Below are 12,665 nucleotides of genomic sequence, written 5' to 3' on the forward strand. Positions count from 1 at the left end.
TTAAAAGTTAACATTAAGACCCATCATGTAGGTTCTTGGCTGTGGATAATAACCTACGTCAATACCTTTTGCCCATGGCTGAGTTAAGTTACCGCTGCTATCTCTGTTTGTGTTTCCAAATCCAATTTCAGGATCCATTCCCTGATATTTTGTAAACGTGAACAGGTTGTTTGCCGCTACATATAATCTGAATTTACTAAAGAAGGCTAACTTGTTTGTTAATTTTGTTAAATCACATCCGATAGTGGCACTTTTAATTCTGTAGAAATCTGCATTTTGAACATACAAATCAGAGAATTTTGTGTAGTTCCCATTTGTATCTGCTCCGTAAGTAACTCTTGGTACTGTGTTAGAACTTCCTTCTGTTGTCCATCTGTTTAAAACATCAGTCGTGCTATTTGTGTACGCACGAGTTGGATCGTGAATACCAAAAACGTTTTGACTTCCAGCAACTCCATAAGTATAAATAGATAAGTCGAATGCTTTGTACGAAAGGTCAAAATTTAAACCGTAAGTAAAATCAGGATTTGGATTTCCAATTTTAGTTTTATCATCTGCATCAATTTTTCCGTCACCGTTTAAATCTACAAAACGAACATCTCCGGGAACTGCATTAGGTTGTACACCCGCAGCAACTTCACCAGCATTCTGGAAAATTCCAGCTGTTTTTAATCCGTAGAAATAACCTATTGGCTGTCCTACTTCAACACGGTTCATTTCATCAGTTCCCTGAAACAATAAGTTGGTTTCTCCGTGAATAATTCCTTCGCTGTTGGCAACTCTTAAAACTTCATTTTCGTTATGAGAAATATTTCCGTTTACAGAGAAACTCCAGTCTTTTCCGAAATTTGTGCGGTAAGCAAGTGCAAGTTCAACACCTTTATTGCTAATATCTCCACCATTAATATAAGGAGCAGTTGCTCCTGCATAAGTTGGGATTGAAGCAAGAACCAACCAGTCTTTTGTTTTTTTATCGTAATAATCAAACGTTAAAGTAAAATTAGTAAACAAAGTAGCATCAAAACCAAAATCTAATTGCTCTGATGTTTCCCATTTTAAGTTACGGTTTGAAAGTTGATCCGGGCTTGAACCTGTTTGCAATGTTTCGTCACCTGTACCAAAATGGTAGTTTTTATTGTATGAACTAATTGTTGACATATAAGAGAATGCAGGAATCTGGTCGTTACCATTTTGTCCCCAGCTTGCTCTTAATTTAAGACTACTTACTACTTTATTTTCCGGGAAGAAGCTTTCTTTGTCTATGTTCCAACCTGCAGAAACTGATGGGAAATTTCCGTATCTGTTTGTATCTGCAAAGTTTGATGAACCGTCTCTTCTAATTGTTGCTGTAAATAAGTATTTGTTATTGTAATCGTACAACAAACGTCCGAAGTAAGATTGAATAGCATAATCTGCGCGGTTTCCTTTTACTGTATTTGATGTTTGATCTGTAGCATTGCTTAAATAAGCATGTGCAAAATCATCAAAAGTTAAGTTTCTTCCTGTTGCTTCCATAAAATCTGATGTATTTTTTTTAGCAGAAGTACCTACTAATACATCAAAGTTATGCGCTCCGGCAACTGTAGCTTTGTATTGAATTGTGTTTTCAAAAATCCAACCTAATGATTTAGTTGAGTTTTGTGTTACACTTGAAACTGTGTTATTGTCATTTGAAGAAAGAGAATAAACCGGTCTGAATGAACGGTAATTGCTATCTGTCATATCAACACCAAAACTGGTTCTGTAAGTAAAGTTTTTTAAGAATTTTAATTCTGCAAAAATATTCCCAACATAGCGGTTTGATTTAGTCTCGTTGAAGTTATTGTAGTAAAGTGATCCTAATGGATTACTGATATCAGCAGAAATAACCGAATGTGCGAAATCTCCGTTTGCATCATAAGCAGCATCAATTGGCGCAGCATTTAAGAAACTTCTGATTCCGTTGCTGTAAATTCCCTGATCTGCAACACCTGAACTTTTAATGTTTGCAAATGAGAAATTTTCTCCAATTTTTAAATGATTTTCAATTACTTCAGAAGTTGAGTTTACATTAAAAGTAACACGGTTATAATCAGATTGATTTGTTACTCCGCCAATTAAACCTTCTTGTCCGTAATACGATAATCCTGTAGAAATTGTCGATTTTTTATCACCACCACTAATTGTAAGGGAGTGATTTTGTTTCATTGCGCCATTGTTGAATAAATCTTTCTGCCAATCGTGATTTGGGAAAGCCGCAATTTGAGCTTGTGTGTATAAAGGTGTTAAACCAGAGTTTACACGAGCTTCGTTCATAATAGTGGTATATTCCTGAGTGTTTAATAAATCCAGTTTTTTAGCCACTTGCTGAAAACCTGTGTACGTATTAAAAGCTACATTTATTTTACCTTCTTTTCCTTTTTTGGTTGTAACCAAAATTACTCCGTTTGCTGCTCTTGCACCGTAAATAGATCCTGCAGAAGCATCTTTAAGAACGTCAATTCTTTCAATAGCTGATGGGTCAAGATACCCGATTCCGTTATCTACCACAACACCATCTACTACATAAAGTGGCGTGCTGTTTCCAGCTGTACCAACTCCACGAATGTTTACTGCCATTCCTGCTCCCGGCTGACCTGAAGTCGAAGTAACATTTACACCAGAAGCCTGACCCTGCAATGCATTTACTACATCAAGACTCGCTACATTTTGAATGTCTTTTCCTGATACTAATGAAGTTGCAGCTGTATTTACCTTTTTCTTTTGTGTACCGTAACCGATAACTACAATTTCTTTAAGTTCAGATGTTTCTTCTTTTAGTGAAATATTGATTGTTTTTTGAGTTCCAACCGTTACTTTTTGAGTTTTATATCCAATAAAGCTGATTAATAATACATCTCCTGCTTTTGCTTCAATTTTATAATTTCCGTCAAAATCAGTTACTGTAGCTGATTTTGTTCCTTCGACCGCAACACTTGCGCCGGGAACACCCATTCCGTCAGTTGCTGATGTTACATTTCCGCTTACAGTAGATTGCGCTTGTGCAAAACCGAACTGCATCATGAATACACTAAGCAACAGCGCCATACAAAACGAGAGCGGCGTTGTTTTAATACAATATTTGCTTTTCATAATAGTTAAAAATTGGTTTAAAATTTAGTTAGTTACCTTACCTGATTAATATGCATTCGAAATAATTTGTTCAAATAATTCCTGTCTTCCACTAAGTGGTTGTGGTTCTCCACTTGCACGGGCAATTTTGCTTAGATCTTCAAGAGATAATTCTCCTTTTTCAAACTTAGCTCCGTTTCCTCCGTCAAATGAACTGTAACGCTGCGTACGCAATTTTTTGTAATCTGTATTTTGTAGTATGTGATCTGCGCAGATTAATCCTCTTGCAAAAACATCCATTCCTGAAATGTGTGCAATGAATTTATCTTCTAAATCGATTGAATTTCTTCTCACTTTTGCATCAAAGTTTATTCCTCCACCTTGAATTCCACCACCTTCAAGAATAACTAACATAGCTTGTGTAACTTCCTGAATATTAATTGGGAATTGGTCTGTGTCCCAACCATTTTGGTAATCTCCACGATTTGCATCAATGCTTCCTAACATTCCTGCATCAACCGCAACTTGTAATTCATGTTCAAATGAATGTCCTGCAAGTGTAGCGTGATTTACTTCAAGATTTAATTTGAAATCATTTTGAAGTCCGTATTTATTAATGAAACCTAATGACGTCGCTGCATCATAATCGTATTGATGTTTTGTAGGTTCCATAGGTTTTGGTTCAATTAGGAAGTTTCCTTTAAAACCTTCTTTACGAGCATAATCTTTACACGTATTTAAGAATCTGCCTAAATGGTCTAATTCTCTTTTCATGTCTGTGTTTAACAAACTCATGTATCCTTCACGACCTCCCCAGAAAACATAATTCTCACCACCTAATGCAATAGTTGCATCGATTGCGATTTTTGCCTGAGCTCCTGAATATGCCAAAACATCAAAATTTGGGTTGGTTGCAGCACCATTCATGTAGCGAGGATTACTGAATAAATTTGAAGTTCCCCACAACAATTTAATTCCGGACTCTTGTTGTTTTTGTTTTGCATATTCAACCATAGTCTGAATACGAGTTTCAAATTCAGCTAATGTTGGCGCATCATCAACAACGTCAACATCATGAAAACAGTAATATGGCAAACCTAACTTAGTCATGAATTCAAAAGCCGCATCCATTTTGTCTTTGGCTCTTAAAATTGCATTTTCATTTTTATCCCAGGAAAAAGTTTCAGTCGAAGCTCCAAACGGATCTCCTCCCGTATTACATAGCGTATGCCAGTAAGCCATTGAAAAGCGCAAATGCTCTTTTAATGTTTTTCCCGCAACAACACGATTTTCATCGTACCATTTAAACGCTAACGGATTATCACTTTCTCTACCTTCGAACTTAATTGTGTCGATGTTTTTAAAATATTGATTAGTTGTGCTCATTATTACTATTATTATTGTTCTATTTTAATTTGATTTTTCCATTCCTGATATAAATCCTGATATTGACTTGTCAGGATTTTGTTGGGTTCTATTCGGTCTAAACATTGCAATCCTGAAAAAGCTTCGTCAAGCGAATTGTAAAATCCAAAACCGTAAGCAGCGCCTCTTGCAGCACCTTCGGCTCCTGAAGTATTGTATAATTCTAAAGTAGTTTGCGTAGTATTGGTGAAGATTTCCCTGAAAACCGGACTTAAAAACAAGTTTGAATTTCCTGCACGAACTACAGTTCCTGAAACTCCAACTTCTTTCATTACATCAAAACCATAATTCATGGCAAACACGATTCCTTCGCAGGCAGCACGCACTAAATGAGATGGTTGATGAATGTTGAAATTTAAATTCTGGATTCCTGATGTTGCATTTTTGTTATTAAAAATACGTTCAACACCATTTCCGAAAGGGTAAAAACGAAGTCCGTTGCTTCCTGCTGCTACTTTTGCAGCTTCGGCATTTAGTTTTTCGTACGCAATTAATTCGGCTCTGTCAACCGACATGATTTTTCGCAACCATTGGTATAAAATTCCAGAACCATTAATGCACAGCATAACGCCATTTCGCTTTTCGCCCTCCGTATTATTGACGTGTAAAAAAGTATTGATTCTGTTTTGTTTGTCGTAAGCATCCTGATCGCTTACGGCATAAACTACTGCCGAAGTTCCGGCTGTTGTAGCGATTTCGCCGGGTTTTAAAACATTCAATGACAATGCATTGTTTGGTTGATCTCCTGCGCGGTATGTTATTTTAGCATCCGGATTTAATCCTAATTCTTGTGCAATGTCTGAGTGAATTGTTGCCTGAATTCCAAAATTTGAAACAATTTCAGGAACAATATCTGATGATAATCCCATTTGAGAAAGAATTTCTGTTGCTAGTTTTCCTTCTGAGAAATTCCATAAAGCCGCTTCTGATAATCCTGAAGTACTTATTTGTGCTACTTTGGATAATTTGGCAGCAATAAAATCTCCGGGAAGCATCATGTATTTTGCTTTTGCGAAAACTTCCGGCTGATTGTCTTTTACCCATTTTAGTTTTGAAGCAGTAAAATTTCCCGGACTTCCTAAAATTTGTTTTTGACAATTTTCAGCACCAATCTGATCATAAATTTCATCTCCGATAATTGCTGCACGACTGTCACACCAAATAATCGAAGAACGAACGGGATTCAAGTTTTCATCGGTTAAAACCAAACCGTGCATTTGATATGCAATCCCAATTCCGGCAATTTTTTTTAAATCAATATTAGATTTTGAACCTAATTGTTTGATTCCGTCTTTAACAAATTGCCACCAGGATTCAGGATCTTGTTCTGCCCAGCCAAATTCCTGAGCAATAATTGGCATTTCAAAATCAGGAACGCTAACAGCGCCAATAGTTGTTCCTTTTTCAGGATCAAACACTGATAATTTTATCGAAGAGCTTCCTAAATCAATTCCTAAAAAAAACATTTGTGGTACTTTTTATTTAGTTATAACTTTGTCCCTTTTCAACTTATAGTCAAACTGAACTTATCTTATGGTTATTTTGACTACAAGTGTAAAACATTTTTTCTATATTAACAAAATATTAGGGTTATTTTTTTTCGATTCTGATTAATAGAATGTGATTATTATGAATACAATAATATATCGGTTTAAACAGCCGAAAAAAATATCAAAAAAATAACGAATTAGCAATTTGACAATCAGCGGTTTAAGAATTATTATTTTAGAATAGCATTTTTAAACAATTCCCAAACAACTGATTGTCAGAAAATTATTTCGTTAAGAAAAATATAAAGCTTTTATAAAGGCTACTATTCATTTTATTTATTTAATTTGTCAAAATTTAAATAGCATATGGTTAAAAATGTAGAGAACGATTCGGCTTTAAAAAACGAGCCAACCGCAATGAATGCGATCACGATTGACTGTGTGATATTTGGTTTTGATAAAGGAAGTTTAGAAGTACTTTTGGTACAGCACGGAGAAGGAATCAGTAAAGGAAAATGGGGACTTCCGGGAGGTTGGATCTATAAAAAAGAAAGTACTGACAATGCCGCACACCGTTTATTGAACGAACTTACGGGTCTTGATAATATTTATCTGGAGCAGTTAAAAGCATTTGGGGATCCGGACCGTTTCCCGCTTCGACGCGTTATTACGATTGGTTATTATGCGCTTGTAAAACGGGAAGATTATAATATTAAAGCTGGTTTTACGGCTTCTGACGCAAAATGGTACAAGATTAATAGTATCCCGGATTTGATTTACGATCATAACGAGATTCTATCTTATAGTTTACAGCATCTTCGCAATAGAGTTCGTCAGGCTCCGATTGGTTTTAATCTTTTGCCTGAAAAATTTACCTTATTACAATTAATGCATTTATATGAAGAGGTTTTAGGAATTGAAATGGACAAATCTAATTTCCGCCGAAAAATTCTGCACATGAAATTATTAGTTGCACTTGATGAAAAACAACAGGACGTTTCGCACAGAGCGGCAAAATTGTACCAGTTTGATTCGGCTATTTATAAAAAACTTACTGAAAAAGGATTCAATTTTGAATTTTAATAATCGCTTATAAAAGCAAAAATGGAACCTTTACTTTCAAAAAATACACTGAAATCTGATCATGCTACAACTGTAGAAAAAAAACCTGTTATAGATGGTATTAGTATAGATTGCGTCATATTTTCCTTTGATAAAAAAAATCTTGAAGTTCTCTTAGTACAACATGCCGAAGGAGCCAGTATTGGAAAATGGGGACTTTTGGGAGGAAATTTATATCTGGATGAAAGTGTTGACAATGCAGCACTGCGAATATTATATGAACTCACTAGTCTGGACAACATCTATTTAGAGCAGCTAAAAGCTTTTACAGATCCTGACCGTGTAAAAAGCACCAGAGTTATCACTGTTGGTTATTATACTTTGGTCAACCGGGAAGATTATAATATTAAAGCCGGCAATTCTGTAATTGAAGCAAAGTGGCACAAGATTAAAGATGTGCCGAAGTTAATTTTTGACCATAACGAAATTCTCGAATTTAGTCTGATGCAATTGCGCAATCGGGTTCGTCAGGCTCCAATTGGTTTTAATCTGTTACCGGAAAAATTTACCCTATTGCAATTAATGCATTTATATGAAGAAATATTAGGAATTGAGCTGGATAAATCTAATTTCCGCCGAAAAATCCTCCATATGAAATTACTGGTTGCACTTGATGAAAAACAACAGGATGTTTCGCACAGAGCGGCAAAATTATACAAATTTGATCCTGACATTTACAAAAAACTAACCGAAAAAGGATTTAATTTCGAGTTTTAATGCTCGTTTTAAAACTCAGATTCTAACTATATAACAACGGCATTCCAGAATCCAAAACTTTGCGCTATCTTTGCGCATTAATAACACGCTCAACAGCAATTGCTACAGCGTAATTATACCCTGAAAATTACTTAAAAACTCGTTTAGAGAATTGATATATTAAAATGAAGAAGATACGTAACTTTTGCATTATTGCACACATTGACCACGGTAAAAGTACATTGGCTGACCGATTATTAGGCGCTACACAAACCGTTACAGCTCGTGAAGAAAAAGCTCAATTGCTTGACAACATGGATCTGGAACGTGAACGTGGAATCACTATTAAGAGTCACGCCATTCAAATGGAATATACTTATAAAGGAGAAGAATATATTTTAAATTTAATTGACACTCCGGGTCACGTTGACTTTTCATATGAAGTTTCTCGATCTATTGCTGCCTGCGAAGGGGCACTTTTAATCGTTGATGCTGCACAAAGTATTCAGGCACAAACTATTTCGAATTTATATCTTGCTTTAGAAAATGATCTGGAAATTATTCCGGTTTTGAATAAAGTTGATTTACCAAGTGCTAATCCTGAAGAAGTTAGTGATGATATTATCGATTTATTAGGATGTAAATTAGAAGATATTATTCATGCTTCAGGAAAAACCGGTTTTGGTGTAGAAAATATTCTTGCTGCCATTATCGAAAAAATTCCACCACCAACAGGAAATGTTGATGAGCCTTTACAAGCTTTGATTTTCGATTCACATTACAATCCGTTTCGTGGAATCGAGGTTATTTTCCGTGTGAAAAACGGACAAATTAAAAAAGGGCAGAAAATTAAGTTCATGGCGACAGGAAATGAATATTTTGCTGACGAAATTGGAACTTTGAAATTAAATCAGGTTCCTAAAAATGTAATTTCTGCAGGTGATGTTGGTTATTTGATTTCTGGAATTAAAGAAGCGAAAGAAGTAAAAGTTGGAGATACTCTGACAGATGCAAAAACGCCAACTACAAATATGATTACGGGTTTTGAGGATGTAAAACCAATGGTTTTTGCCGGAATTTACCCTGTTGATACTGAAGATTATGAAGAGTTGCGTAACTCAATGGAAAAACTGCAATTGAACGATGCTTCATTGGTATTTTTACCGGAAAGTTCTGCAGCTTTAGGATTTGGTTTCCGTTGTGGATTCTTAGGAATGTTACACATGGAAATTATTCAGGAAAGACTGGAACGTGAGTTTAATATGACGGTAATTACTACGGTTCCTAACGTTTCGTACCTGGCTTATACTAAAAAAGATCCAACGGTAGGATTTGTGGTAAACAACCCATCTGATTTACCGGAACCATCAAAATTAGATCACGTAGAAGAACCTTATATTAAAGCGACCATTATCACCAAATCTGATTTTGTAGGTAATGTTATGTCATTGTGTATCGAAAAACGTGGTCAAATTACCAACCAAACCTATTTGACTACTGAAAGAGTTGAATTGACTTTTGACATGCCTCTTGCCGAAATTGTATTTGATTTTTACGATCGTTTAAAAACGGTTTCTAAAGGATATGCTTCGTTTGATTACGCTCCTATTGGAATGAGAACTTCAAGCCTTGTGAAAGTAGATATTTTATTAAATGCTACAATCGTTGATGCTTTATCATCTTTGATTCACGTGGATAACGCTTACCACATTGGTAAAAAAATGTGTGAAAAACTGAAAGAATTGATTCCGCGTCAGCAGTTTGACATTCCTATTCAGGCGGCGATTGGCGTAAAAGTAATATCTCGTGAAACGATTAAAGCGCTTCGTAAAGACGTTACCGCAAAATGTTATGGTGGAGATATTTCGCGTAAGCGTAAATTGCTTGAAAAACAGAAAAAAGGTAAAAAACGTATGAGACAAGTAGGAAACGTTGAGATTCCGCAAGAAGCATTTATGGCTGTTTTGAAATTGAATGATTAGGTTTTTATTTTTTTAGAAGATAGAACAAAGAGTAAAGAATATAGATTTAACCCGATGACGAAAGTTGTTGGGTTTTTTGTTTATATAAAAACCCATGTTTTACTTTACAAACAACCTGTTAACTCAACAAAACCAACCTTTCTAACTTTAAAACCATATCAGTAAATACTTATTAAAGAGGCGATTTTTAACTCAATGACTTTCATTTTTAACGCAGATGACTACATTTTAAGAAAAATTAAAATTTTAAAAGATAACTTTAATCTTACAAACATTAAAAGTTATAATTATGAAAACTAAATTTTTTATTATTTTATCAATGCTTACTTTTTCATTTGCAAATGCACAACAACAAGAAGAAGTAGATTCTGAAATGAACTCAGCAAAAGGGGTTACTTTTCAACACGGAGATATGTTCCTGGAAGGTTCCATCAAAATTAGTACGGGTGGAGAAAGCGATTATTATGGGTTTAGTCCAAAATTCGGGTATTTGCTAAACGACAAATTTGCCGTTGGAGCAAAACTAAATTACTCTAGTGAAAAAGAAGAAGCAGTTCCTCAAACAAAAACCAATGTGTTCGGAGTTGGTGCTTTTGCGAGATACTACTTTTTAGAATTAGACAAAAAACGTTTTAAAGCTTTTGCTGAGGCTGGTTTAGGGTTTGGACAAAACAAAACTAAAATTGAAGGAATCGAAGACGACACTGATAACAGCATTACAGCAGATATCACTGTAGGTTTAAACTATTTTGTTACCAAAAACATTGCAGTAACTTTTACATTAGCTAATGTGTTAGCATATAATAGTGTTTCTCCTGAAAATGGTGCATCATCAGATACTTTTAATTTAAATATTAATTTATTTGAAAATATCTTCGATCAGCCACAATTTGGTCTTTTATATAGATTCTAAATTTATATACGTCAGATATTCGAAAGCTGTCTCAATTTGGGGCAGCTTTTTTTTATTTATAAAACTCGAATGTATTTTTTATAATTAATTATCCACGTATCAATTTCCGACACAGATTTGTAGAGGCGCACAGAAGTACGTCTCCCGCAAAGAATTTCGATAATTAAATGAAAAATATAGAAATTAAAATTGATTAGATTGTGGAAATCATTTTTACGGATAAATCTGTCTCAATTTGGGACAGATTTATTATTTCTTTAACCTATGAACCTTTGTATCTTTGAACCTAGAAAAGAAAAAATGGACGAAACCCCAAAACGATTTGACCGCATTGTTGCTATTCTTATTCAATTACAATCTAAAAAAATTGTAAAAGCACAGGAATTAGCGAGTCGTTTTGACGTTAGTTTAAGAACTATTTATCGGGATATCAGAACTCTTGAAGCTTCCGGAGTTCCTATTTATAGTGAAGCGGGAGTTGGATATGCTTTAATGGATGGTTACAGATTACCTCCGGTTATGTTTACGCGTGAAGAAGTCAGCAGTTTTATTGCTGCCGAAAAACTGATGCAAAAATTTACTGATCCTTCTTTGGGCTCGCATTATGCATCGGCGATGTATAAGTTGAAATCGGTTTTGAGAGGTACGGATAAAGACTGGCTTTCAAATGTTGAATCGAGAATTTTAATGCAGGCTGCAGAACCTTTATTTCATGATAGTTCGCCAAATACGCTGGCACTTTTGTTTGAAAGTATCGCAGAGAAAAAGCAAATCATTTTATGTTATAAAACTTTAGAAGCCGAAGAACCAACTAAACGAAATATAGAACCTGTTGGTGTTTTTCATGATCATAACAATTGGTATTTTCTGGGTTATTGTCATTTACGTAAAGATTATCGACAGTTTAGAACTGATCGTATCCAGGGAATTAAAAAAACCGACTGTAATTTTACAATAGAACACGATTCTTTAGAAACGTATTTAATTAAAAACGAAACAATCCCAACTACAAAAGTTCGGATTTTAGTAGAGAAAAAAGTGCTTAATTATCTTCGATACGAACAAAAATACCACGGTTTTGTTTCGGAAAAAGAAATTGGAGACCAAATCGAAATGACGTTTATGTCACGTGATATTCAGGAAGGTTTTCCCAGATGGATTTTGATGTTTGGAGATTATGCCACAATTCTGGAACATGAAATACTCAGAACCAGAGTACTGGAACTTATTGATACTTATAAAAAAAGACATTCATAAAAAAAACTCCTAAACTGAATTTGAAATTCAGTTTAGGAGTTTTTTTATTAGCAATCTGTAAAAGAATTTATCTTTCCCAGAAAAAAGGAGGTTCAATTCCTAAAGCTCTCAAATACACATATCCTTGTGCGCGGTGATGAACTTCGTTATCAACAAAATACAAGATGTTCTGAATCACCGGAAATTCGTATTGACCAAAAAGATTAAAGGTTTCATTGAAATCTTCAATAGATAATTTTTCCCAATATTGATTGATTTCGGCAGTTGCTTCGTCCCATTTTTCTAGATATTGCGCTTTAAAAATCAATTTTTCAGATTCTTCTGCAAAAGCTTTTTCTTCTTTATTGACGATTCCTTTAAGTCCCGGAACTGCAATCGCCAAAAGTTCATCTGTTAATTTAGCGAAAGATCTCATTCCTCCTATTGAGAATTCGAAGAAGTCTTTTTCAGGAAACAATTCAATTACACGACGTGTAAGGGTGCGATGACCTTGCCAGTGTTTCAATAAATCTTCGGGAGTAATTACTTGTGCAGCTAATGTTTTCATGGTTTTAAAGTTTTAATTATTTTAATACTCCAAAATTATCGAGGGTTAGTGACAACGGTTTGTCAGGAGGAAAAAATAATTTTAAATTATTTTTTCCTCCTGTATAAAAGAGAGTCAAGATACTACGTGTTTATCCCAATGAA

General features: G+C 34.8%; 9 protein-coding genes. 5 read left to right on the forward strand and 4 right to left on the reverse strand.

Annotation, left to right across the window (positions count from 1 at the left end):
* Genes KHA90_RS15845 through KHA90_RS15855 form a run of 3 tightly spaced genes read right to left on the reverse strand, consistent with a single transcriptional unit; the run spans position 1 to position 5,981 of the window.
* Positions 1–3,111: a SusC/RagA family TonB-linked outer membrane protein gene (locus KHA90_RS15845; protein WP_213302572.1), complete on the reverse strand. Its 3,111-nt coding sequence runs from the start codon at positions 3,109–3,111 to the stop codon at positions 1–3.
* Between the two features lie 45 nt (positions 3,112–3,156).
* Positions 3,157–4,476, reverse strand: coding sequence for a xylose isomerase (gene xylA / locus KHA90_RS15850; RefSeq protein WP_213302575.1), 1,320 nt, complete (start codon positions 4,474–4,476; stop codon positions 3,157–3,159).
* A gap of 11 nt (positions 4,477–4,487) precedes the next feature.
* Positions 4,488–5,981 carry a xylulokinase gene (locus KHA90_RS15855; RefSeq protein ID WP_213302578.1) on the reverse strand — a complete coding sequence of 498 codons (1,494 nt, stop codon included), beginning with the start codon at positions 5,979–5,981 and terminating at the stop codon, positions 4,488–4,490.
* Between the two features lie 390 nt (positions 5,982–6,371).
* Here KHA90_RS15855 and KHA90_RS15860 point away from each other — a divergent pair, with 390 nt between their 5' ends.
* The 5 genes from KHA90_RS15860 (at position 6,372) to KHA90_RS15880 (ending at position 11,975) form a co-directional block, all read left to right on the forward strand.
* Positions 6,372–7,088, forward strand: coding sequence for an NUDIX hydrolase (locus KHA90_RS15860; protein WP_213302580.1), 717 nt, complete (start codon positions 6,372–6,374; stop codon positions 7,086–7,088).
* A gap of 21 nt (positions 7,089–7,109) precedes the next feature.
* On the forward strand, positions 7,110–7,844 hold the full coding sequence (locus KHA90_RS15865; RefSeq protein WP_213302583.1) for an NUDIX hydrolase: 735 nt from the start codon (positions 7,110–7,112) through the stop codon (positions 7,842–7,844).
* Between the two features lie 164 nt (positions 7,845–8,008).
* On the forward strand, positions 8,009–9,805 hold the full coding sequence (gene lepA, locus KHA90_RS15870; RefSeq protein WP_213302602.1) for a translation elongation factor 4: 1,797 nt from the start codon (positions 8,009–8,011) through the stop codon (positions 9,803–9,805).
* A gap of 289 nt (positions 9,806–10,094) precedes the next feature.
* Positions 10,095–10,718, forward strand: a complete 624-nt coding sequence (locus KHA90_RS15875) for an outer membrane beta-barrel protein (RefSeq protein ID WP_213302605.1) — start codon at positions 10,095–10,097, stop codon at positions 10,716–10,718.
* A 300-nt stretch (positions 10,719–11,018) separates the two neighbouring features.
* On the forward strand, positions 11,019–11,975 hold the full coding sequence (locus KHA90_RS15880; RefSeq protein WP_213302608.1) for a helix-turn-helix transcriptional regulator: 957 nt from the start codon (positions 11,019–11,021) through the stop codon (positions 11,973–11,975).
* A 67-nt stretch (positions 11,976–12,042) separates the two neighbouring features.
* Here KHA90_RS15880 and KHA90_RS15885 read toward each other — a convergent pair whose 3' ends face one another.
* The gene (locus KHA90_RS15885; RefSeq protein WP_213302611.1) at positions 12,043–12,522 is read right to left on the reverse strand and encodes a DinB family protein; all 480 of its coding nucleotides are present in this window, start codon (positions 12,520–12,522) and stop codon (positions 12,043–12,045) included.
* Positions 12,523–12,665 lie beyond the last annotated feature (143 nt).

Origin of the sequence: Flavobacterium psychroterrae (assembly GCF_018380615.1) — a bacterium.
GTDB lineage: Bacteria > Bacteroidota > Bacteroidia > Flavobacteriales > Flavobacteriaceae > Flavobacterium > Flavobacterium psychroterrae.

What these genes read in the sequence shown, in the direction of transcription:
- KHA90_RS15845 (WP_213302572.1), bottom strand. Translation starts at nt 3,111, where the DNA reads ATGAAAAGCAAATATTGTATTAAAACAACGCCGCTCTCGTTTTGTATG.
- KHA90_RS15885 (WP_213302611.1), bottom strand. Translation starts at nt 12,522, where the DNA reads ATGAAAACATTAGCTGCACAAGTAATTACTCCCGAAGATTTATTGAAA.
- KHA90_RS15880 (WP_213302608.1), top strand. Translation starts at nt 11,019, where the DNA reads ATGGACGAAACCCCAAAACGATTTGACCGCATTGTTGCTATTCTTATT.
- lepA (WP_213302602.1), top strand. Translation starts at nt 8,009, where the DNA reads ATGAAGAAGATACGTAACTTTTGCATTATTGCACACATTGACCACGGT.
- xylA (WP_213302575.1), bottom strand. Translation starts at nt 4,476, where the DNA reads ATGAGCACAACTAATCAATATTTTAAAAACATCGACACAATTAAGTTC.
- KHA90_RS15875 (WP_213302605.1), top strand. Translation starts at nt 10,095, where the DNA reads ATGAAAACTAAATTTTTTATTATTTTATCAATGCTTACTTTTTCATTT.
- KHA90_RS15865 (WP_213302583.1), top strand. Translation starts at nt 7,110, where the DNA reads ATGGAACCTTTACTTTCAAAAAATACACTGAAATCTGATCATGCTACA.
- KHA90_RS15855 (WP_213302578.1), bottom strand. Translation starts at nt 5,981, where the DNA reads ATGTTTTTTTTAGGAATTGATTTAGGAAGCTCTTCGATAAAATTATCA.
- KHA90_RS15860 (WP_213302580.1), top strand. Translation starts at nt 6,372, where the DNA reads ATGGTTAAAAATGTAGAGAACGATTCGGCTTTAAAAAACGAGCCAACC.